This is a genomic window from Kitasatospora sp. NPDC054795 (assembly GCF_053611565.1).
This window is the reverse complement of record NZ_JBSHAP010000152.1, coordinates 1-21,137: the sequence shown is the minus strand read 5'-3', so window position 1 is coordinate 21,137 and position 21,137 is coordinate 1. Positions and strand designations below refer to the sequence as shown.

18 protein-coding genes are annotated in these 21,137 nt (G+C 74.5%); 13 read left to right on the top strand and 5 right to left on the bottom strand.

Going from position 1 to position 21,137, the window contains the following annotated elements; all coding sequences use genetic code 11:
• Nucleotides 1-169: 169 nt before the first annotated feature.
• Nucleotides 170-961 (bottom strand): TIGR03089 family protein, encoded by a 792-nt coding sequence (locus ACWGJO_RS35960; protein ID WP_359910100.1) that lies wholly within the window; start codon nt 959-961, stop codon nt 170-172.
• A gap of 104 nt (nt 962-1,065) precedes the next feature.
• Between ACWGJO_RS35960 and ACWGJO_RS35955 the strand changes: the two genes are divergently transcribed.
• The 4 genes from ACWGJO_RS35955 (at nt 1,066) to ACWGJO_RS35940 (ending at nt 4,141) form a co-directional block, all read left to right on the top strand.
• Nucleotides 1,066-2,502, top strand: coding sequence for an N-acetylmuramoyl-L-alanine amidase (locus ACWGJO_RS35955; protein ID WP_452189914.1), 1,437 nt, complete (start codon nt 1,066-1,068; stop codon nt 2,500-2,502).
• Nucleotides 2,503-2,644: 142 nt separating this feature from the next.
• Nucleotides 2,645-3,556 carry a DNA-3-methyladenine glycosylase family protein gene (locus ACWGJO_RS35950; RefSeq protein ID WP_452189913.1) on the top strand — a complete coding sequence of 304 codons (912 nt, stop codon included), beginning with the start codon at nt 2,645-2,647 and terminating at the stop codon, nt 3,554-3,556.
• 46 nt (nt 3,557-3,602) lie between these two features.
• Entirely contained in the window at nt 3,603-3,875 is a 273-nt protein-coding gene (locus ACWGJO_RS35945; RefSeq protein WP_452189912.1) for a type II toxin-antitoxin system Phd/YefM family antitoxin, read from the top strand.
• Nucleotides 3,872-4,141, top strand: a complete 270-nt coding sequence (locus tag ACWGJO_RS35940) for a type II toxin-antitoxin system RelE family toxin (RefSeq protein ID WP_452189911.1) — start codon at nt 3,872-3,874, stop codon at nt 4,139-4,141. The genes ACWGJO_RS35945 and ACWGJO_RS35940 overlap by 4 nt, the downstream gene beginning before the upstream one ends.
• Nucleotides 4,142-4,147: 6 nt before the next feature.
• Here ACWGJO_RS35940 and ACWGJO_RS35935 read toward each other — a convergent pair whose 3' ends face one another.
• The 3 genes from ACWGJO_RS35935 to ACWGJO_RS35925 are packed head-to-tail and all read right to left on the bottom strand — an operon-like array spanning nt 4,148 to nt 7,155.
• Entirely contained in the window at nt 4,148-5,440 is a 1,293-nt protein-coding gene (locus tag ACWGJO_RS35935; protein WP_452189910.1) for a coenzyme F420-0:L-glutamate ligase, read from the bottom strand.
• Nucleotides 5,437-6,447, bottom strand: coding sequence for a 2-phospho-L-lactate transferase (gene cofD / locus ACWGJO_RS35930; protein WP_452189909.1), 1,011 nt, complete (start codon nt 6,445-6,447; stop codon nt 5,437-5,439). Before cofD ends, ACWGJO_RS35935 begins: the two co-directional genes overlap by 4 nt.
• A 42-nt stretch (nt 6,448-6,489) precedes the next feature.
• Nucleotides 6,490-7,155, bottom strand: coding sequence for a cysteine dioxygenase (locus ACWGJO_RS35925; protein ID WP_452189908.1), 666 nt, complete (start codon nt 7,153-7,155; stop codon nt 6,490-6,492).
• Between the two features lie 621 nt (nt 7,156-7,776).
• Between ACWGJO_RS35925 and ACWGJO_RS35920 the strand changes: the two genes are divergently transcribed.
• The 3 genes from ACWGJO_RS35920 to ACWGJO_RS35910 all read left to right on the top strand — a co-directional run bounded on the left by ACWGJO_RS35920 (nt 7,777) and on the right by ACWGJO_RS35910 (nt 13,904).
• Nucleotides 7,777-8,049 carry a WhiB family transcriptional regulator gene (locus tag ACWGJO_RS35920; protein WP_030062195.1) on the top strand — a complete coding sequence of 91 codons (273 nt, stop codon included), beginning with the start codon at nt 7,777-7,779 and terminating at the stop codon, nt 8,047-8,049.
• A gap of 224 nt (nt 8,050-8,273) precedes the next feature.
• On the top strand, nt 8,274-12,152 hold the full coding sequence (locus ACWGJO_RS35915) for a glycosyltransferase (protein ID WP_452189907.1): 3,879 nt from the start codon (nt 8,274-8,276) through the stop codon (nt 12,150-12,152).
• Nucleotides 12,153-12,158: 6 nt separating this feature from the next.
• Entirely contained in the window at nt 12,159-13,904 is a 1,746-nt protein-coding gene (locus tag ACWGJO_RS35910) for a DUF5719 family protein (RefSeq protein WP_452189906.1), read from the top strand.
• Nucleotides 13,905-13,944: 40 nt separating this feature from the next.
• Here the strand turns inward: ACWGJO_RS35910 and ACWGJO_RS35905 are convergent, their stop codons facing one another.
• Nucleotides 13,945-14,397 carry a metallopeptidase family protein gene (locus tag ACWGJO_RS35905; RefSeq protein ID WP_359910079.1) on the bottom strand — a complete coding sequence of 151 codons (453 nt, stop codon included), beginning with the start codon at nt 14,395-14,397 and terminating at the stop codon, nt 13,945-13,947.
• 164 nt (nt 14,398-14,561) lie between these two features.
• Between ACWGJO_RS35905 and ACWGJO_RS35900 the strand changes: the two genes are divergently transcribed.
• The 6 genes from ACWGJO_RS35900 (at nt 14,562) to ahcY (ending at nt 21,015) form a co-directional block, all read left to right on the top strand.
• A complete protein-coding gene (locus tag ACWGJO_RS35900; RefSeq protein WP_359910076.1) occupies nt 14,562-14,927 on the top strand; it encodes a DUF3499 domain-containing protein in 366 nt (121 codons plus the stop codon).
• Nucleotides 14,928-15,091: 164 nt separating this feature from the next.
• The gene (locus ACWGJO_RS35895; RefSeq protein WP_401050572.1) at nt 15,092-16,477 is read left to right on the top strand and encodes a phosphomannomutase/phosphoglucomutase; all 1,386 of its coding nucleotides are present in this window, start codon (nt 15,092-15,094) and stop codon (nt 16,475-16,477) included.
• A gap of 88 nt (nt 16,478-16,565) precedes the next feature.
• Nucleotides 16,566-16,748, top strand: coding sequence for a Trm112 family protein (locus ACWGJO_RS35890; protein ID WP_049659271.1), 183 nt, complete (start codon nt 16,566-16,568; stop codon nt 16,746-16,748).
• Nucleotides 16,749-16,842: 94 nt separating this feature from the next.
• Nucleotides 16,843-18,090, top strand: a complete 1,248-nt coding sequence (locus tag ACWGJO_RS35885) for an SIS domain-containing protein (RefSeq protein ID WP_452189905.1) — start codon at nt 16,843-16,845, stop codon at nt 18,088-18,090.
• Nucleotides 18,091-18,246: 156 nt separating this feature from the next.
• The gene (locus ACWGJO_RS35880) at nt 18,247-19,224 is read left to right on the top strand and encodes a cation diffusion facilitator family transporter (protein WP_452189904.1); all 978 of its coding nucleotides are present in this window, start codon (nt 18,247-18,249) and stop codon (nt 19,222-19,224) included.
• A gap of 342 nt (nt 19,225-19,566) precedes the next feature.
• Nucleotides 19,567-21,015 carry an adenosylhomocysteinase gene (gene ahcY, locus ACWGJO_RS35875; protein WP_387695685.1) on the top strand — a complete coding sequence of 483 codons (1,449 nt, stop codon included), beginning with the start codon at nt 19,567-19,569 and terminating at the stop codon, nt 21,013-21,015.
• The last annotated feature ends 122 nt before the right edge of the window (nt 21,016-21,137 follow it).

Here is a 21,137-nt window from a genome sequence, read left to right as displayed (position 1 = left end):
TCATCAACCACCGCCGGCGCCGTCGCGGGCGTCCGTTCCCGTCGGGAGGGGTGTCGGCCGGCGGACCGTCCTGTGCGGAGCCGTTCGCCGGGGGAGTGCCGGTCGGGGGGTGCGCGGTGTCGTCCTCGGCCATGGCAGCGATCCCTACCCGCCGGGCCCGCGCCGGGGGTTAGCCGAGGCGCAGTGTCACCCGTTCGGATTCCGTCCGCTTCTCCCACTGCCCGGCGTCCAGCGCCTGCGAATTGCGGCACAGCACCACCGAGGCACCGGCCGCCAGCGGCGCCAGCAGACCGGCCTCCAGACCGGCCCAGTCGTCGTACGCGAGAGTGGACAGGACGCGGTCACCGGGCTTCAGGCCGAGCCGCGCCGCGCCCTCCCGGGCCAGCGCCACGGTCTGCTCGCCCGTCAGCTTCAGCGGCAGCCCGTCCACCGCCGTCTCCAGCGCCTGCCCGTCCGGGGCGACGGGGGAGTACGGTGCGAAGCGGTCGCCCTGGCCGGGCACCTCGGCGGCGTAGTCCAGGAACCCTTCCGGACGCTGCGGGAAGCGGCCGCCGAGCGGGCGCAGGGCGAGCGCGACCCGCTCCCCCTCGCAGGCCTGGGCGGCTTCCAGCCCGTCCGGGCCGCTGACCACCAGGTCGGCGGCGGCCGGGTCGCCGCCCGGGACCGCCGCCACCCCGACCGACCAGCAGGCCAGCAGCCAGACGGCGCTCTGCCAGTGGGCGGGCAGCAGCAGCGCCGCCCGGTCGCCGGGGCCGGCGTTCAGCTCGTCCTGGAGGAGGTTGGCGGTCTTGGCGACCCAGTTGTCGAAGGTGCGGGCGGAGAGCTCCACCCGTTCGCCGGTGGCGTCGTCGTAGAACGTGACCAGCGGGGCCGCGGGATCGACCGAAGGGGTGCCGCCGCGCAGGAATGCGTGCAGCAGCTCGACGGGGGTGCGGGCATCGGCAGCGAAAGGCGCAGTCATGGTGCGCCCCAGCCTACGGCCTTCGGGTGGGAGGCCGGGAGGGGCGGCCGAACGGGCGCGGAGCGGCGTGGCGGGCGGTCCGGTTTGCGGTGACGATCCGGTTTATGCGCCTCTCACTCCCGGCCGCCCTGCTCGCCGGATGCACCGCCGCCCTCCTGCTCCAACCCGCCGCCACCGCGACCCCCTCGCCGAAGCCGCAGCGCCGCGAGTTCGCCGGCGGCGGCTCGACCACCACCCTCCCGCTGCCCGCCGGGACCGGCCTCGCCGCACGCGGCACCCGACCGTTCGAACTCCTCGGCCTGGGCTGGGACGGCCCGGCGGACGCCCTCGCCGGGGCGGTGGTCCGGGTCCGCACCCGGGACGCGGCCACCGGCCGGTGGAGCGCCTGGCACCGCCTGGAGGCCGGTCCCGGAGACAGCCCCGACGACCCGGCGCACGGCGCCACCGCTCCGCTCTGGACCGGCCGCAGCGACGGCGTCGCGGTCGAGGTCCGGCCCGGGCCCGCCGGAGTACCGGCCGGGCTGCGGCTCGACCTGGTCGACCCGGGGAACGGGGCCGCTCCGGCGCGCGTAGGGACCCTGCCCGCGGAGCCGCCGACCGGGCCGCCGACGGCCTCGCCGACGGACCCGACAACCGGGCCGCCCGTGAATCCGCCGACGGCCTCGCCGACGGACCCGACAACCGGGCCGCCCGTGAATCCGCCGACGGCCTCGCCGACGGACCCGCCCGTGAATCCGCCGACGGCCTCGCCGACGGACCCGACAACCGGGCCGCCCGTGAATCCGCCGACGGCCTCGCCGACAGATCCGCCGACCGGGTCTCCCGCGAATCCGTCGACGGACCCGACAACAGGGTCGCCGACGGAGCCGCCCGCTGACCCGCCGACCGTGCCGTCCACCGAGCCGGGGCCGTCCACCGAGCCGACGCCCAAGGGCCAGGCTCCGCGCCCGGCGATCGTCACCCGGGCCGGCTGGGGGGCCGACGAGTCACTGCGCGAGCGGGACTTCGTGTACACCGGCCCGGTCCGCGAGGTCTTCGTCCACCACACCGACACCGCCACGGACTACGCCTGCGCCGACGCCCCCCGGGTGATCCGGGCGATGTACCAGTACCACGTGAAGACCAACGGCTGGCGGGACATCGGCTACAACTTCCTGGTCGACCGCTGCGGCACCGTCTACGAGGGCCGGGCGGGCGGCGTCGAGCGGCCCGTCCAGGGCGCCCACACCCTCGGCTTCAACGCCGACTCCTCCGGTATCGCCGCGATCGGCACCTACAGTGACGGGCAGCCGCCCCAGCCGCTCGTCGACGGCCTCGCCGCGCTCGCCGCCTGGAAGCTCGGCCTCGGAGCCCAACCGGCCGACGGCCGCACCAAGCTCACCTCCTCCTCGGGCGCCAGCCGCTACCCCAGGGGCAGCGTCGTCGAGTTCGACGCCGTCTCCGGACACCGTGACGCCGTCGCCACCGAGTGTCCGGGCAACGCCCTCTACGCGCTCCTCCCCGCCCTGCGCACCGCGGCCGCCCTCCTCCAGACCCGCTGACCCCTCCCCACCCCACCCTCCCCGTGTCCCGACCGGGCACGGGAAAGGGGCGGATCCCCGCCGCCCCGCTCGCCGCCCCCGCGGGTCCGTCCGACCCCGCGCGTATCGTTCATGTCCGGAGGCGACGCGGGAGGCGACAGCGGTGGAAGCGGTACGGCGCTGGCGCCCGGGCTTCCCGCTGGACGTGGCCCGCACCCTGCTCCCGCTGCGCCGGGGCCCCGCCGATCCGGCGTACCGCAGCACCGGCGACGGCGCCGTCTGGCGCGCCTCCCGCACCCCGGCCGGCATCGGCACCCTGCGGGTGCTGCCGCGTCCGGCCGACGGCGAGGTCGAGGCGAGCGCCTGGGGCCCGGGCGCGGACTGGCTCCTCGACCGCCTCCCCACCCTGCTGGGCGCCGACGACGCCCCGGAGGCGCTGGTCCTGCCGCCCGGCCCGCTGCGGGACGCCCAGCGCCGTACCGCCGGGGTCCGGTTGGCCAGGACCGGTCTGGTGCTGGAGTCGCTGGTCCCGGCGATCCTGGAGCAGAAGGTCACCACCGACGAGGCCTACCGCTCCTGGCGCACCCTGCTGCGGGACTTCGGCACCCCGGCGCCGGGCCCGGCCGAGGGCATGCGGGTGGCACCGTCGGCCCGCGAGTGGGCGCTGGTGCCGAGCTGGGAGTGGCACCGGGCGGGCGTGGACCCGAAGCGCTCGGCGACGATCATGCGCGCGGTCCGGCTGGCGCCGCGGCTGGAGGAGGCCTCGGCGATGGGCCACGAGGAGGCCTTCGCCCGCCTCACCGCCGTCCCGGGCATCGGGGTCTGGACGGCCGCCGAGACCCTGCAGCGCAGCAACGGCGATCCGGACGCGGTCTCGGTCGGGGACTTCCACCTGCCCAATCTGGTCGGCTGGGCTCTGGCCGGCCGCCCCCGCAGCGACGACGCCCAGATGCTGGCGCTGCTGGAGCCCTACCGTCCCCAGCGCCACCGCGTCTGCCGCCTCCTGCTGGCCACCGGCGTCCACGCCCCCCGCTACGGCCCGCGCCTGACCCCCAACGACCACCGCCGCCGCTGACCCGGAAACCCCTCCTGGTGTACACGTTCATGTGTACGCTTGAGTCATGACCGATGCGCTGAACATCCGGGAACTGCGGGCACGCCTCGCGGAGGTGGTCACCCAGGCCGAGGCCGGCGAGATCACCGTGATCACGCGCAAGGGCGAGCGCGTCGGAGCGGTCGTGCCGATCGAGATTCTCGACGCCATAGAGGATGCGGCGGATGAACTCGCCGCGCGTGAGGCGCGGAAGCACCTGGACGATCCGACCGTCACCATGGCCGAGCTGCTGGCGGACTTGTTCGGATCGCCTGGGGACTCCACCGGGAGTGCTGCGTGAAGTACGCCTTCGGCTTCACCTCGCATGCCCGGCGCCAGCTGCGCGGGATCGGTCGGCTTGAGGCGATGCGTATCCTCACCGCCCTCACCGAGCTGGGGGACGACCCGTTCGTCGACGGACCCGACGTCAAGAAGCTGGCCGGCAACGATGACCTCTACCGGCTCAGGGTCGGTGATTTCAGGGTGATCTATCAGGTGCGCGGCGACGTGTTGGTGATCCTCGTCGTTCACGTCGGCAATCGCCGCGACGTCTACCGCGGTCTCTGAACGTCCCTATCGCACCGCGATGAAGGCGTCGGCGCCGCGCTCCGGGCGGGCCTTGGGCGGCTCGGCGGGGCGGCCGACGGCGACGGCGCCCATCGGGTCCCAGTCGTCCGGGAGGTCCAGCGCCTCGCGCACGGTGTCGCGGCAGAACATGGTGGACGAGACCCAGGCGGAGCCGTAGCCCTCGCCGGTGAGCGCGACCAGCAGGTTCTGCACGGCGGCGCCGGCGGCGACGGTGAACATCTCCCGTTCGGCGGCGGCCCGGCGCGGGTCGGGGTAGTCGTGCGAGCCGTCCGTCACCAGGCAGGGCACCACCAGGTAGGGGGCGTCGCGCAGGACGTTGCCGCGGGCGGTGCGCCGGGCGATCCTCGCCTCGTCCCAGCCGTCGAGTTCGCGCAGGTCGCGCTGCCAGGCGGCGAGCATCGCGTCGAGCAGTCGCACCCGGGTGTCCGCCGACTCCAGCAGCACGAACCGCCACGGCGTGGTGTGGTGCGGAGCGGGCGCGGTGACGGCGGCGGCGACGGCGCGGCGGACGGCGGCCGGGTCGACCGGTTCCGCGGTGAAGGAGCGGACGGTGCGCCGCAGGGTGACGGCCTGCCGCAGCGCCTCGGAGGTGCCGAGCCGGAACATGTCGTCGACGGAGGGCCGGACCAGCGGCCGGACGCCCTCGCCGTCCTCGGCGGTGACGAGGTGCCCGAGTCCGCGCACGACGGCCACCGGGATGCCGGTGGCCTTGCCCTTCACCAGGTCGGCGGCGGCGGCGAGTTCGTCGGCCGTCGCGGTGACGGTCATCTCCAGCTGGTTGCCGTGGCTGTCGGTGCGGCCCCGGTGGTCCTCCAGGACGGAGAGGCCCGCGGCGCCGATCGCGACGTCGGTCAGCCCGTTGCGCCAGGGCCGTCCGAAGGTGTCGGTGACGACGACGGCGAGCCGGCGGCCGGTGAGCTGCTGGAGCCGGGCCCGCAGTGCCCGCGCGGAGGCGTCCGGGTCCTCGGGCAGGAGCAGTACGGTGCCGGGGGCGGTGTTGGAGGCGTCGACCCCGGCGGCGGCCATGACGAAGCCGTTGCGGTTCTCCACGATCCGGATCGGTCCGCGCCTGGCGACCAGTCGGACGGTCTCGGCGTCGATCGCGTCCTCGCGGTCGGTGGCGTGCAGCAGCCGGTCCTCGGCCTTGCTGACGATCTTCGAGGTGACCAGCAGGATGTCGCCGTCCTGGTACGTCCCCGCCTTGGCGATGAGCTCGCCCAGGTCCGCTCCCGCCTCGATCTCGGGGATGCCGCCGACTCCGAGGACCTCCAGCGTCACTTCCGCACCTGCTCCGCCAGCGCCAGCGCGGTGCGCGCCATCTCGGCGGTGGCCTCGATGCCGGTCATCAGCAGCGGGACGGCCCGGCAGGCGATCCCGGCGGCCTCGACGGCGGCCACCGAGGCCTGGTCGGCGCTGTCGACCAGCCACCCGTCGAGAAGGCCCGCCCCTCGTCCGTCGCCGCTCCCGCCCGGGTTGCTTCGCAGCGCCGCCCTGCTGCCGTAGTTCAGCGCGACCGCCTCCGCGGTGGCTTCGACGCCGACGGCGGCGAGCACCTTGTCGGCCATGCCGCGCACCGGCGCCCCGCCGATGATCGGGGAGAGCCCGACGACCGGCGCGGGCGCGGCGGCGACCGCCTCCCGGATGCCGGGGACGGCGAGGATGGTGCCGATCGAGACCACCGGGTTGGACGGCGGGAAGAGGATGACGTCCGCCTCGGCGATCGCCTCCAGCACGCCGGGCGCGGGCTTGGCGGTGTCCGCGCCGACCGCGACGACCGCCTCGGCGTCCACCGCGGCGTGCAGCTTGACCCAGTACTCCTGGAAGTGGATCGCCCGGGTGCCCTGCTCGTCGGTGATCCGCACGTGGGTCTCGACCCGGTCGTCGCTCATCGGCAGCAGTCGCACGCCCGGCTTCCAGCGTACGCACAGCGCCTCGGTGACCTGGGTGAGGCTGTACCCGGCGGTGAGCATCTGGCTGCGCACGAGGTGGGTGGCGAAGTCCCGGTCGCCGAGCCCGAACCATTCGGGGCCGACGCCGTACGCCTTCATCTCGGCCTTGATGGACCAGGTCTCGTCGGTCCGGCCCCAGCCCTGTTCCTCGTGGATGCCGCCGCCGAGGGTGTACATCACGGTGTCGAGGTCGGGGCAGACCTTGAGGCCGTAGAGGTGGATGTCGTCGCCGGTGTTGCCGATGACGGTGATCTCGTCCTGCGGTCCGACCGCCGCGCGGAGTCCGCGCAGGAAGCGCGCCCCGCCGATTCCGCCTGCCAGTGCCACGATGCGCATGGGACTCATCCTGCCACGGTCGGACCCTCCGTCAGCCCGTGATCAGTGCGACCCGGCCTGCGCCTGCTGGTCGGAATGCGGGTCGGAATGCTGCTCGGGGTGCTGCTCGGGGACAGCGGCGGCGCCGTACTGGTTCATCTCGGTCAGGCCCGGGGTGTAGAGGTGGATGGAGACGGCGGGTTCGAGCGTGCCGTTGACGACCTCGTGCAGGTAGCCGGAGGAGAACACCCGCTGCCCGCCGGGCCGCAGGGCGCGGGCGCCCTCGCCCGTGTGGGTGAGGGAGCGCTCGATCAGCTCGCCCTTGACGACGCTCATCACGCCGGAGGACTCACCGTGGTCGTGGAAGCCGCTGGACTGGCCGGGCAGCCAGCTGAGCAGCCAGACCTCGTAGCCGGGGCCGGTCTCCAACCGGGCGTACCAGCGGGTCAGCGCGTCGTAGCGGACGAGCGGCTCCCAGCGGGTGCGGTCGGCGGCGATCTCGCGCACCAGCCGGGCGTACCCGGCGACGGTGGTGGGGTGGGCCGGCAGGTCGGTGCGGGCCAGGTGCGGGAAGGCGAGCGGGTCGCCGGCGATGGAGACGTCGCTGAGGCCGTCGGCCCACTGGCGGGTCCGGGGGCCGGCGGGGGTGCCGGTGGGGGCGGTGGCGGGGCCGCGGTGGGCGAGCTTGTTGCGGTCGCGGTTCCGCTTGCGGATGCGGATCATGCGCACGGGAGTCGTCCTCGGAGGAGTCGGCCGGTTCGTGGGATCGGCCGGATCCGGATGTCCTGGGACGGGAATCGCGGGCGGCCTCTGTGCTTCCTGGGGGCGGCGCGCGGTGGGACGCGGGCGCCTAGATACAGCAGGAACAGAGGCGACAACAAGAGTTCACGGCACGGCGGAGGGTGGAACCGCTCCGGGGGCTGGCGAACTCTGACATAGAAGCAAGGACACCGCATCCGCGGGGGCGGTGTCAAACCAAAGGATGCGGCATTCGAGTGGGTTAGGCCCGGATCTTTCCCTGATGGGGTGATTCATCACTCTCTATGTTTCGATGGGAAGATCGCCGGGAAGGCAGCCCAATGACCGGCCTGTGGCGGTGACCGGGCGTCACCTGCTGAATGGTTGCGGATGGTTCGGCACTGTTCAGGACCTTGAGGCAGAAGGTCCGATGTGTCCGGATATGTACACTATTCGTAACGGCTTGGTGCCAGGGAGTGAATCCCGGCCCCAATACCAGAGCTCGGCTTGACTGGGCCAGAGTGACGCAACTGTAATTTCACTCGTGTCGTCGGCCGCACGAGGCAACGGCAACCACGGGGACGCCAAGTAGGGGCAGAGGAGGCGCGCCACATGAGCGAGCTCTTTGAGCTGTTGATCGGGGACGGCATCGCGGAGGACGAGGAGGAACTCGGCTGGCAGGAGCGCGCGTTGTGCGCCCAGACCGACCCCGAGTCCTTCTTCCCCGAGAAGGGCGGCTCGACCCGCGAGGCCAAGAAGGTCTGCCTCGCCTGCGAGGTCCGCTCCGAGTGCCTGGAGTACGCGCTCGCCAATGACGAGCGCTTCGGCATCTGGGGCGGTCTCTCCGAGCGCGAGCGCCGTCGGCTCAAGAAGAGCGCGGTCTGACGGGCGGCCCCGCCCCTCGCTGACCCTTCGACAGCGACGGACAGCCGGACAGCCGTACGGGCGCCTCACCGCGGTGGTGGGGCGCTTTCGTGTTCCCGGGGCCCCCTTCACGGTCTCCGCACGCACACCCCGGACGAAGCGGCCACCCGGAGCCGTTAGTGTGGTGCGCCATCCGGTTGCCGTTCACCGGCTGTGTCCACCGAGAACTGGGGCCCGCGCACGCGATGACCGTCTACAGCCACCAGAGCGGCTCCACCGCTTCCCGGCCGCCCGCCTACCCGCGCCACCTGGTCACCGCCGTGATCGTCTCGCACGACGGCGCCCGCTGGCTGCCGCAGGCCATGGCCGGCCTGCTCGGTCAGGACCGCCAGGTCCAGCGGATCCTCGCCGTCGACACCGGATCCACCGACAACTCTCCGCAACTGCTCGCCGACACCCTCGCCGACTGGCTGCCGGACAGCGGCCCGCTGGTCCTCGGCCGCCGGGCCGGCTTCGGCACCGCCGTCGCCGAGGCCGTGTCGAGCAGCGCGCCCCTGCGTCCGGAAGACCTGCCCTACCGGCTCGACCCCTCCGGCTACGACCCGGTCACCGGCGGCTGGGACGACTTCGGCGACCCGCTCGCCCAGGAGGACGACCTCGGCCGCGGCGGCCCCCGCGAGACCCGGCCGGTCGAATGGCTCTGGCTGCTGCACGACGACTGCGAACCGCAGACCGACGCGCTGCGCCGGCTGCTCCAGGTCGCCGACTCCACCCCCAGCGCCGCCGTGGTCGGCCCCAAGCTGCGCAGCTGGTACGACCGCCGCCAGCTGCTGGAGGTCGGCGTCACCATCGCCCACTCCGGCCGCCGCTGGACCGGCCTGGACCGCCGCGAGCAGGACCAGGGCCAGCACGACCAGGTCCGCCCGGTGCTCGCCGTCTCCAGCGCGGGCATGCTGGTGCGCCGGGACGTCTTCGAGGAGCTCGGCGGCTTCGACAGGGCCCTCCCGCTGATGCGGGACGACACCGACTTCTGCTGGCGGGTCAACGCCGCCGGCCACCGCGTGGTGGTCGCCCCCGACGCCGTGCTGCGGCACGCCGAGGCGTCCTCCCGCGAGCGCCGCGCGATCGACTGCGGCCCCTCCCACCCGCACCGGGTGGACAAGGCCGGCGCGGTCTACACCCTGCTCACCAACTGCAAGGGCGCGCTCTTCCCCTACGTCCTGCTGCGGCTGGTGCTCGGCACCCTGCTGCGGGCCGTCACCAACCTGCTCGGCAAGGACCCGCGCCAGGCCTTCGACGAACTCGCCGGCCTCGGCCACGAACTCGTCCGCTTCCCACGGCTGCTGGCCGCGCGCAAGCGCCGTGCCCGGTCCCGGGCGGCGGACGCCCTGGACGACCGCACGCTCTTCCCGGCCCCCGGCGCCACCACCCGGCTGGCGGTCGAGGGCGTCGTCGGCTCGCTCGGGATAGGGGGCGGCGACGACAGCGGCCGGCACGGCTCGGCCGAGGCCGGCGGCGACGAGGACGCCGAGGACCTGGTCGTCGAGCAGTTCGCGCTGCTCAAGAAGCTCGCCCGGCGCCCGGCGCCGGTGCTGTTCGCGGCCGTGCTGGTGTTCGCCCTGATCGCCTGCCGCGGCCTGTTCGGCAGTGGCGAGCTGTTCGGCGGCGCCCTGCTGCCCGCGGCCGACGGGGCCGGCGGCCTCTGGTCGATGTACGCGGACGCCTGGCACCCGGTCGGCACCGGCTCCACCGCCGCCGCGCCGCCGTACCTCGGCGTGCTGGCCGTGCTCTCCTGGCTGCTCTTCGACCACGCCGACCTCGCGCTCACCCTGATCGTGGTGCTCGCCGTCCCGCTGTCCGCGGTCAGCGCCTACCTGGTGTCCCGGCCGCTGCTGGACTCCAAGGTGGTCCGCGCCTGGGCCAGCGCCACCTACGCGCTGCTGCCCGCCGCGACCGGCGCGCTCGCCCAGGGCCGGATCGGCACCGCGGTGCTCGCCGTGCTGCTGCCGCCGCTGGCCCGCGCCGCCGCCATCGCGGCCGGCCTCGGCATCCGGGACGAGAGCGCCGCCAAGGGCGCCCGCCCGGGCTGGCGCCCGGTGTGGATGGCCGTCCTGCTGCTCACCCTGGCCACCGCCTTCGTCCCGCTGACCTGGGCGCTCGCGGTGCCGCTCTGCCTGGCGATGCTGGTCGTCGCGGTGCTGCGCGGCGGCCCCTTCGGCTCCGGCGGCGCGGCGCTGCGCCTGCTCGGCCTGCGCGTCCTGGTGATCCTGGCAGTGCCCGTCGTTGTGCTGGCGCCGTGGTCGCTCGCGGTGCTGTCGCACCCGCAGCGGCTGCTGCTGGAGGCCGGGCTGCCCGGCCTGCACGGCGGCGGCGCGAGCGCGGCCGGCCTGCTGCTGGTCAACCCGGGCGGCGCCGGGGTGCCGCCGATCTGGCTCTCGGCGGGTGTCGTGCTCGCCGCGCTGGCCGCGCTGCTGCGCGCCGACCGCCGCCGCGCGGTTCTCGTCGCCTGGGGCGCGGCCGGTGCCGGCCTGGTCTTCTCGGTCGCGGTGGCGGGCACCTCCGTCACCCCGGCCTCCGGCGGCCCGGCGGTGCCCGCCTGGGCCGGTCCGGCCACCCTGATCGCCGGCATCGCCCTGCTGGCCGCCGCCGCGATCGGCGCCGACGGTGCCAACGCCCGCGTGGCCGGGATCGCCTTCGGCTGGCGCCAGCCGGTGGCCGCCCTGGTGGTGGCCACGGCCGTGCTGGCGCCGCTGGGCACCGGCCTGTGGTGGGCGCTGACCGGCGCCGGCGGCCCGCTGCACCGCGGCCAGGCCGACCAGGTCCCCGCGTTCATCGCCGAGGAGGCCGGCACCACCGACCGGGCCCGCACCCTGGTCGTCACCGGGGAGAAGAGCGGCGGTGCGGTCCGCTACACCGTGCTGCGCGGCGCCGGGCTGACGCTCGGCCAGGCCGAGTCCACCGTCGACCCGGCGACCGGCACCCAGGACGGCCTGAACAAGATGGTCGGCAGCCTGCTGGCCGGCTCCGGCGCCGACCAGGCGAGCGCGCTGGCCGGCTACGGCATCGCCTACGTGCTGGTCCAGCAGCCGGTGATCGACGTCTTCAAGGACGTCCTGGACACCACCCCCGGCCTGGTCAAGGCCAACCAGGACGGCGCCGCCGCGCTCTGGCAGGTCAACGGCACCCCCGCGGTCCGCGCGGTGATCACCGCCCCGGGCGCCAACCCGGTGGTCGTCCCGTCCGGGGCCCGCGACGTGTCCGCCACCGTCCCGGCCGGTCCGGACGGCCGGGTGCTGCGGCTCGCCGAGTCCGCCGCCACGGAGTGGAAGGCCACCGTGGACGGCACCGCGCTGGAGCCCACCACGGTCGACGGCTGGGCGCAGGGCTTCAAGCTCCCGGCCGCCGGCGGCAAGCTGACCGTCACCCGGGGGGGCGGCGCCGCCCACACCGGCTGGATCTGGGCCCAGGTGCTGCTCGGCCTCACCATCCTGGTGCTGGCCCTGCCCGGCCGCCGCAGCCACAAGGACGACGACCTGCCCGAGGAGGCCGTCGCGGCCGCCGCGCTGGCCGCCGCCGCCCAGGCGCAGGCCCCCGCCCCCGGCAGCCGCCGGGCCCGCCGGATGGCCGAGCGCGGCGAGGGCGGCGAGGGAGCGGACGGCGCCGAGGGCGGTGCCGACGAGTCCGGGGTGTACGACCGGCCGGGCGCGATCCCGGCGCAGCCCGGCGGCGAGCCGGTGACCGGAGCCGTCCAGGCGGCCGCCGCCATCCAGGACGCCGAGCAGTACACCGACCCGTACCAGGCGTACCAGCAGGCCGACCCGTACAGCTACGACCAGTACGCGGCCCAGCAGCCGGTCGCCGCGCCGTACGGCGGCCAGGGCTACGACGCCCACGGCTACGAGAACCACGGGTACGACGGCACCCGGCCGCAGGGCTACGAGCAGCCGTACCAGCCCGAACAGCAGCAGCCGTACGGCTACGACGCCCACGGGTACGACGGCCACCAGCAGCAGCCGGAGCAGCAGCCCTGGCTGCCGGGCCAGCAGCAGGGCGAGCCCTACTACGACCCGAACGACCCCAACGGCCCCGGCCGGTACCCGCACCAGCACGGATCGGGGAGCTGACCCGCGATGAAGAAGCCCGCATTCAGGAAGAAGTCCGGCGCAGGCGAGGCCGCCGGGCCGGCCGGGCCCGCCTTCGCGGCGGAGCCGTCCGGGCCCGCCCCGGCCGCCCGACCCGGCCGCAGCCGCAGCCCGTTCGCCGGGGGGGCCGGCGGCGGCGCGGCCAGGACCACCCCGTCCCTGCTCGCCGCGGCCGTGGTGCTCGCGGCGGTGTTCGGGATCGCCGAGGTGCGCCCGCCGGCCGCCCCGGCCAAGGCGGCCACCGGAGCCGCCCCCACCACCGAGCAGGTCGAGCGGACCTCGGTGGTCTGCCCGCAGCCGATCCAGAGCCTGACCGGCTCGACCACGCTCACCGCCTACACCCCGCCCGGGACGGGCTCCGCCACCGGCGGGGCCGGCTGGCTCTCCGACGCGGCCGCGCCGGCTGTGCCCGCCGCCCAGCCGACCGCCGCCCCGGCGACCCCGGCGACCCCGGCGGCCCCCGCCGCCCCGGCCCCGACCGGCTCGGGCGCCCCCGGCGCGCCGGCCCAGGACAAGAACGCGGCGCCCGCCGACGCCCGGCTGACGGTGCCCAAGCCCGGAACCCCGGCCACCGGCCCGGCCGCCAACGGCGACGCCGCGCCCGGCACCGGGGCGGTCGCCACCGGCGCCCTCGCCCCCGGCTTCACCGTCACCCAGACCACGGTGGTCACCGAGCAGCGCGGCCTCGGCCTGTCCGGCCTCACCTGCGCCCCGGCCGGGACCGGCTTCTGGTTCGCCGGCGCCAGCACCGCCGGCGACCGGGTCGACTACGTCAGCCTGGTCAACACCGAGTCCTCCGCCGCGGTGGTGGACATCAAGCTGTACGGCGACAAGGGCCTGATCGACAACGACTCGGCCAACGGGATCACCGTCGCGCCCGGCAGCTCCCAGGCCGTCCTGCTGTCGACCATCAGCAAGGGCGCGGTCGCCGACCTCGCGGTGCACGTGGTGGTGCGCTCGGGACGGGTCGGCGCCGCGCTGCACGCCGCCGACGGCGGCAAGGGCGCGGACTGGATCCCGGCCTCGGCCGACCCGGCCCCCGTCCAGGTGCTGCCCGGCCTGCCCGCCGACACCGCCTCCGCCCGCCTGGTGGTCTGGGCGCCGCCGGAGGACGACGCCGACCTGAAGATCCAGCTGTCCGGCAAGAACGGCTGGTTCAGCCCGGCCGGCAACGAGTCGATCCACGTCAAGGCGGGCATGGTGGCCGCCGTCGACCTCGGCAAGGTCACCCGCGACGAGGTCGCCGGGCTGCGCCTGTCGCCCAGCGACGACAAGCACCGCACCCCGGTCGTGGCCGGACTGCGGATCGACCGGGCGGCGGCCAACGGCAAGACCGACGCGGCCTGGCTCACCGGCAGCAACCCGGTCGGAGCCCGCGCCACCGTCGCCGACAACCGGGCCGGCGCCTCCACGCTCTACCTGACCTCCAGCGGCGAGGCCGCCACCGTCCGGGTCACCGCCTCGGCCGGCAGCGGCGGTGGCACCCCGGCCACCAAGGAGGTCCAGGTCCCGGCCGGCGGCACGGTCGCCCTCCCGGCGCCCGAGCCCGCCGGGCTGAACGGCGTCTTCGCGCTCACCGTGGAGACCGTCTCCGGCGGCCCGGTGGTGGCCGCCCGGATGCTCTCCCTGCCGGCCAAGGACGTGCCGATGTTCACCGTCCAGGCCCTGCGCGACGACCGCAGCACCGTCAAGGTCCCGCAGGCCGGCCAGGATCCGGGCGTCGTCCTGCGCTGAGCGGCCGACGGGGCGGCACCCTTGGTGCCGCCCCGGGGGATCAGTCCTCGTCGTAGCGCGGGTCGATGGCGTCCGGGGACAGCCCCAGCAGCTCGGCGACCTGCTCGATCAGGATCTCGTGCACCAGCGCCGCGCGATCCTCCCGGGTCTTCGCCCGGATCTCCACCGGCCGCCGGTACACCACGATCTGGCTCTTGTGCCCCTGCTTGCCCGGCGACACCCGCCCCAGCGGCACGCCGTCCTCGGCGTCGGCGCCGTCCGGCTCGTGCAGTGGCACCTCCTGGACGGCGAACTCCACCTCGATCAACTGCGGCCAACGCCGTTCGAGGCGCTCCACCGACTCGCGGACGTAGTCGTCGAACAGTTCGGAGCGGGTGAGCGAGATCGGCACCTGGGGCGGCGCCAGCGGGCCGCGCAGGCCCCGCCCGTGCCGGTCGCGGTGCCGGGGGCGGCGCGCCGGGCCTGTCGATGACTGCGGTGCGGAGCTGTCCATATCACTGCCGAGGGTAGTCCTTGGACGGTCGGAAGTGGACCACTCCGGCCGGGAATCGCACGGGGCGTTGGATACGCGGCCCCGGCGCCCGCGGTGCGACACGGCACCCCTTCCGGGCAGGCGGTCTTCGCTCCCCGGCGAGGAGTGCGGTACCGTCCACCCTCGTGAGCTCTGTACGTCGTTGTTCGCGGACCGCGTGCGGCCGGCCGGCCGTCGCGACGCTGACGTACGTCTACGCGGACTCCACCGCCGTCCTCGGCCCGCTCGCCACCTACGCCGAGCCGCACTGCTACGACCTGTGCGCCGAGCACGCCGAGCGCCTCACCGCCCCGCGCGGCTGGGAGGTCGTCCGGCTCGCCGCCGAGGCCGGGCCGCTGCGCCGCAGCAGCGACGACCTGGAGGCGCTGGCCAACGCCGTGCGCGAGGCCGCCCGCCCGCAGAACCCCCGTCAGGGCCGCGGCCCCGAGGGCGAGTCCACCGAGGGCGGCCGCCGCGGCCACCTCCGGGTCCTGCGCTCGCCCGACAACTGAGGACCGGGGTCCGCCGGGCGGATCGTGCCTGATCGGGACCAACCCGGCACGGGGCGTTCGTCCGGCCCGGGTACGCTGCCCGTCTACCGTCACCGCGCCCGTCGATCCGACGCGCGGTGGCCCAGACGTTCCGTGATCAGTCCTAAGACCAGGGTGGAGCCGCAGTGCGCGACCTCAAGCAGCTCGTGAAGGCGTACGACGTCCGGGGCGTCGTCCCGGACCAGTGGGACGAGAGCCTGTCCCGGGCCTTCGGTGCCGCGTTCGTGCAGGTCACCGGCGCGTCCGCGATCGTGGTCGGGCACGACATGCGGCCCTCCTCGCCGGCGCTGAGCCTGGCCTTCGCCGAGGGCGCCGCGGCCTACGGCGCCGACGTGGTGCAGATCGGGCTGTGCTCCACCGACCAGCTGTACTACGCCAGCGGCAAGCTGGACCTGCCCGGCGCGATGTTCACCGCCAGCCACAACCCGGCCCAGTACAACGGCATCAAGCTGTGCCGGGCCGGCGCCGCCCCGGTCGGCCAGGACACCGGCCTGACCGAGATCCGCGAGCTGGTCGAGTCCTGGACCGCCGAGGACGACACCGTCACCGTCCCGGCCAAGGACGTGAAGCCGGGCGAGCTGTCCGCCCAGGACACCCTGCGCGGCTACGCCGACCACCTGCTGGGCCTGGTCGACCTCACCGGGATCCGCCGGCTCAAGGTCGCGGTGGACGCCGGCAACGGCATGGGCGGCCACACCGTGCCGACCGTCTTCGACGGCCTGCCTATCGAGCTCGTGCCGATGTACTTCGAGCTGGACGGCACCTTCCCGAACCACGAGGCCAACCCGCTCGACCCGAAGAACCTGGTCGACCTCCAGGCCAGGGTCCGCGAGGTCGGCGCCGACCTGGGCCTGGCCTTCGACGGCGACGCCGACCGCTGCTTCGTCGTGGACGAGCGCGGCGAGCCGGTCTCCCCGTCGGCGATCACCGCCCTGGTCGCCGTCCGCGAGATCGCCCGCGCCCGCGCCGCCGGCGAGGCCGAGCCGACGGTCATCCACAACCTGATCACCTCCTGGACCGTCCCCGAGGTGGTCCGCGAGCTCGGCGCCAAGCCGGTGCGCACCCGGGTCGGCCACTCCTTCATCAAGCAGGAGATGGCCGAGACCGACGCCGTCTTCGGCGGCGAGCACTCCGCGCACTACTACTTCCGCGACTTCTGGCGCGCCGACACCGGCATGCTGGCCGCCCTGCACGTGCTGGCCGCGCTCGGCGGGCAGCCGGGCGCGCTGTCCGCGCTCACCGCCGAGTACGACCGCTACGCGGCCTCCGGCGAGATCAACAGCACCGTGGCCGACCAGGCCGCCAGCACGGCCGCCGTCCGCGCCGCCTTCGCCGGCGCCGAGGGCACCACGGTGGACGAGCTGGACGGCCTGACCGTGGCCGGCCCGGACTGGTGGTTCAACCTGCGCGCCTCCAACACCGAGCCGCTGCTGCGCCTGAACGTCGAGGCCAAGGACCCGGCGAAGATGGCCGAGCTGCGCGACGGCGTGCTCGCCGTCGTCCGCGGCTGAGCCTGATCACGGGCCCCGGTGCCCCGGCCGGTAGGGTTTCCTATCGGCCGGGGCACCTCCGTGCCACCCCCGAACTTTGGAGAGCCCCATGAAGCTCGAATCCTTCCTGCTGGAGATCCTGGTCTGCCCGCAGTGCCGGGCCGCGCTCGTCGAGGGCGGCACCGAGGAGCAGCCCGAGCTGGTCTGCACCGGTGCGGACTGCGGCCTCGCGTACCCGGTCCGCGAGGGCATTCCGGTCCTCCTGGTGGACGAGGCCCGCCGCCCGGCCTGATGCTGGGGGCGTTGCCCGGGGCGAAAGCCCCACCCCGACCGCCCGGCGCGCAGCGGAGTGCGCGCCCAGAGGACCGCAGCCGGAGGTTCGCCGCATGCTCGACGACACCCTGCTCGACGATCCGGCCGCCCTTCGGCGCGCCGACCACGACCGCGCCCTGCTGGCCCTGGCCGGCGCGGGCGCACGGGTCCGCACCGCGCTGCGCCGGGCCGAGGCGGCCGGGCTCGACCGGCTGCGGCCGGACGGCCGGCCGCGGTCCGTCCTGGTCGCCGGGCACGGCAGCGCGCTGACCGCGGCCGAGATGCTGTCCGCGCTGGCCGGCACGGCCTCCCTGGTCACCCCGCTGCCGCCGACCGAGGCGGCCGCCCCGCGCGCCGACCGGGCCGGCGCCCCGCCCGCCTTCACAGCCGGGCTCGGCTGGCAGCTGCCCGGCTGGGCCGGCCCGCTGGACCTGCTGGTGATCAGCTCCGCCGACGGCGGCGAGCAGGGCCTGGTCGGCCTCGCCGAGCAGGCGTACGCGCGCGGCTGCCCGATCGTCGTCACCGCCCCGGCCGGCAGCGCGCTGGCCGAGGCCGCGCTGCAGGTGCGCGCCCTGCCGCTGCCCTTCGTGGCCTCGGCGTCGTCCGAGGACCTCGCGCCGGTGGCGGCCGCCGAGCCGGACCTGCCGGCCGAGGACCCGGCGGCGCTCTGGTCCCACCTCACCCCGCTGCTGGCGCTGGCCCAGAAGATCGGCCTCACCCAGCTCCCGTACGACGCGCTGCCGGCCGTCGCCGACCTGCTGGACGCCACCGCCGTGCGGTGCCGCCCGGACGCCGCCGCGTACACCAACCCGGCCAAGGGCCTGGCCGCCCGGCTGGCCGGGACGGTCCCGCTGCTGTGGGCCGAGGGCCCGATCGCCGGGGCTGCCGCCACCCGGTTCGCCGCCCAGCTGGCCGACCGGGCCGGGCGCCCGGCGCTGGCCGGGCCGCTGCCGCAGGTGCTCACCGCCCACCGCGGCATGTTCACCGGGCAGTTGGGCGCGGGTGCCGACCCGGACGACTTCTTCCGCGACCGGGTCGAGGAGCCGGACCCGCTGCACCTTCAGGTGCTGCTGCTGCGGCACGCCCCGGGCGCGGCCGGCCCGGCGGCCGAGGACGGGCAGGACGGCCCGGCCGAGGTGCCGGAGGAGGACGCGGGGCCGCGCAGCTTCGGCGTGAGCCGGGCGCACCGGCTGGCCGCCGCGCACGACGTCCGGCTGACCGAGTACGCGAGCGCCCGGCCGGACCCGCTGCACGCGCTGGCCGACCTGGTCGCGCTGACCGACTTCGCCGCCGTCTACCTGGGGCTCGCCGCGCAGTCCTGAGACGGTCGGCCGGGTGGAACCTCCGGGCCGGTACGGTAAGCGCTCGACGAGCTGATCGACCCGTGAGGACTTTCGAGGCATGTGTGAGCGAAGCGAGCTCATGATCAGAGGGCGCGTACTGTGCGAAGCGCCCGCCGAGCGCAGCGAGGCGGTCGCATGAGTACCGAAGGCGGCACCAAGGCACTGATCGCGGCACTGTCCGCGAACCTGGCGATCGCGGCGGCCAAGTTCACCGCCTTCGGCTTCACCGGTTCCTCCTCGATGCTGGCCGAGGGCGTGCACTCGGTGGCCGACTCCGGCAACCAGGTGCTGCTGCTGATCGGCGGCAAGCGGGCGCGCCGGGAGGCCGACGAGGAGCATCCCTTCGGGTACGGCCGCGAGCGCTACGTGTACGGCTTCCTGGTGGCCGTCGTGCTGTTCAGCGTCGGTGGCCTGTTCGCGATCTACGAGGGCTGGCACAAGATCAGCCACCCGGAGACCCTGGACGCCTGGGGCTGGGCGGTCGGCGTGCTGGTCTTCGCCATAGCGATGGAGGGCTGGTCCTTCCTCACCGCGATGCGGGAGTCCGCCAAGGCCAAGGGCCGGCAGGGCTGGGTGCAGTTCATCCGCACCGCGAAGGCGCCGGAGCTGCCGGTGGTGCTGCTGGAGGACACCGGTGCGCTGATCGGTCTGGTGCTCGCGCTGTTCGGCGTCGGGCTCACGGTGATCACCGGGAACGGTGTCTGGGACGGCGTCGGCACCCTGTGCATCGGCGTCCTGCTGGTGGTGATCGCCGTGGTGCTCGCCATGGAGACCAAGTCGCTGCTGCTCGGCGAGTCGGCGAACAAGGACTCGGTGCAGCGGATCCGGGAGGCGCTGGTGGACGGCGAGACGGTCACCGGGGTGATCCACATGCGCACCCTGCACCTCGGCCCGGAGGAGCTGCTGGTCGCCGCCAAGATCGCCGTCAACGCCGAGGACAGCGCCGCCCGGGTGGCGGAGGCGATCGACGCGGCCGAGGAGCGGGTCCGCGCGGTCGTCCCGATCGCCCGGGCGATCTACCTGGAGCCCGACGTGTACAGCGCCGAGAAGGCCGCGGCGGGCGACGACCCGGCCGCCACGCCCGGTGGTCCGGGCCCGGCCGACGCGCACTGAACTCCTCCCCGGCCCCGCGGCCGGGGCCCCTGGGGCCCGGCTGGAGCGCCGCTCGGACCGGGGGCCGAAATCGGTCATCGGCGGACGGCCGGCGGGGCCGTCGGTGTAGATTCGTCACCAGAGCCAGAACGTCGCTGCTGATGGCGGTCGATCGGCGGTCCGCACCCGTAGGGTGTGCGCCGGTCGAGGGAGAGAGGTCCTCCGACGGTTTGTGCTGCGCAACGGGAAGCCGGTCCACCACGGACCCGGCTGTTCCGGCGTGGCCGTGCACCCGTACGGCCCGACGCACGCGACGCACGCCCGGACCTTTGGCCCCACCCCCCATCAGCGAGGAGCAGACGCATGTCGACCGACATCACCGGTGACTTCAAGGTCGCCGACCTTTCCCTGGCGCCGTTCGGCCGCAAGGAGATCCAGCTGGCCGAGCACGAGATGCCCGGTCTGATGGCGATCCGCGCCGAGTACGCCGAGGCGCAGCCGCTGGCCGGCGCCCGCATCACCGGCTCGCTGCACATGACCGTGCAGACTGCCGTCCTGATCGAGACCCTGACGGCGCTCGGTGCCGAGGTCCGCTGGTGCTCCTGCAACATCTTCTCCACCCAGGACCACGCGGCCGCGGCCATCGCCGTCGGCCCGGAGGGCACCCCGGAGAACCCGCAGGGCGTGCCGGTCTTCGCCTGGAAGGGCGAGACCCTGGACGAGTACTGGTGGTGCACCGAGCAGGCCCTGACCTGGCCTGACGGCAAGACCCCGAACATGATCCTGGACGACGGCGGCGACGCCACCCTGCTGATCCACAAGGGCGTCGAGTTCGAGAAGGCCGGTGCCGCGCCGGACCCGTCCACCGCGGACAACGACGAGTTCCGGATCATCCTGGAGCTGCTCAACCGCACCCTCAAGGACACCCCGAACAAGTGGACCGAGGTCGCCGCCACGATCAAGGGCGTGACCGAGGAGACCACCACCGGTGTCCACCGCCTGTACGAGATGCACCGTGACGGCAAGCTGCTGTTCCCGGCCATCAACGTCAACGACGCCGTCACCAAGTCGAAGTTCGACAACAAGTACGGCTGCCGCCACTCGCTGATCGACGGCATCAACCGCGCCACCGACGTCCTGATCGGCGGCAAGGTCGCCGTCGTCTGCGGCTACGGCGACGTCGGCAAGGGCTGCGCCGAGTCGCTGCGCGGCCAGGGCGCCCGCGTGATCATCACCGAGATCGACCCGATCTGCGCGCTCCAGGCCGCGATGGACGGATACCAGGTCACCACCCTGGAGGACGTCGTCTCGATCGCGGACATCTTCATCACCACCACGGGCAACAAGGACATCATCCTTGCCTCGCACATGGAGCAGATGAAGCACCAGGCGATCGTCGGCAACATCGGCCACTTCGACAACGAGATCGACATCGCGGGCCTGGCGAAGCTGCCCGGCATCGTGAAGACCGAGGTCAAGCCGCAGGTCCACGAGTGGCGCTTCGCCGACGGCCACACCATCATCATGCTGTCCGAGGGCCGCCTGCTGAACCTGGGCAACGCGACCGGCCACCCGTCCTTCGTGATGTCCAACTCCTTCGCCAACCAGACGATCGCCCAGATCGAGCTGTTCACGAAGACCGAGCAGTACCCGATCGGCGTCTACGTGCTGCCGAAGCACCTGGACGAGAAGGTCGCCCGCCTGCACCTCGACGCGCTGGGCGTGAAGCTGACCACCCTGACCCAGGACCAGGCCGACTACATCGGCGTCCCGGTCGACGGCCCGTACAAGGCCGAGCAGTACCGCTACTGATCGGTGAACCGTCCGGCGGCCGGCGCCCTCCCCTCGGGGGGCGCCGGCCCCCCGCGGCTGCGGCGCCCCGCCGCCCCGCCGGCGGCAGGGGCGGCGGCCCGTACCCGCACCGGGGGCCGGCC

Excerpts from the sequence above, each read along its gene's own strand:
- ACWGJO_RS35960 (WP_359910100.1), bottom strand. The coding sequence starts at position 961 with ATGACTGCGCCTTTCGCTGCCGATGCCCGCACCCCCGTCGAGCTGCTG.
- ACWGJO_RS35955 (WP_452189914.1), top strand. The coding sequence starts at position 1,066 with ATGCGCCTCTCACTCCCGGCCGCCCTGCTCGCCGGATGCACCGCCGCC.
- ACWGJO_RS35945 (WP_452189912.1), top strand. The coding sequence starts at position 3,603 with ATGACCGATGCGCTGAACATCCGGGAACTGCGGGCACGCCTCGCGGAG.
- cofD (WP_452189909.1), bottom strand. The coding sequence starts at position 6,447 with ATGCGCATCGTGGCACTGGCAGGCGGAATCGGCGGGGCGCGCTTCCTG.
- ACWGJO_RS35920 (WP_030062195.1), top strand. The coding sequence starts at position 7,777 with ATGAGCGAGCTCTTTGAGCTGTTGATCGGGGACGGCATCGCGGAGGAC.
- ACWGJO_RS35915 (WP_452189907.1), top strand. The coding sequence starts at position 8,274 with ATGACCGTCTACAGCCACCAGAGCGGCTCCACCGCTTCCCGGCCGCCC.
- ACWGJO_RS35910 (WP_452189906.1), top strand. The coding sequence starts at position 12,159 with ATGAAGAAGCCCGCATTCAGGAAGAAGTCCGGCGCAGGCGAGGCCGCC.
- ACWGJO_RS35905 (WP_359910079.1), bottom strand. The coding sequence starts at position 14,397 with ATGGACAGCTCCGCACCGCAGTCATCGACAGGCCCGGCGCGCCGCCCC.
- ACWGJO_RS35890 (WP_049659271.1), top strand. The coding sequence starts at position 16,566 with ATGAAGCTCGAATCCTTCCTGCTGGAGATCCTGGTCTGCCCGCAGTGC.
- ACWGJO_RS35885 (WP_452189905.1), top strand. The coding sequence starts at position 16,843 with ATGCTCGACGACACCCTGCTCGACGATCCGGCCGCCCTTCGGCGCGCC.
- ACWGJO_RS35880 (WP_452189904.1), top strand. The coding sequence starts at position 18,247 with ATGAGTACCGAAGGCGGCACCAAGGCACTGATCGCGGCACTGTCCGCG.
- ahcY (WP_387695685.1), top strand. The coding sequence starts at position 19,567 with ATGTCGACCGACATCACCGGTGACTTCAAGGTCGCCGACCTTTCCCTG.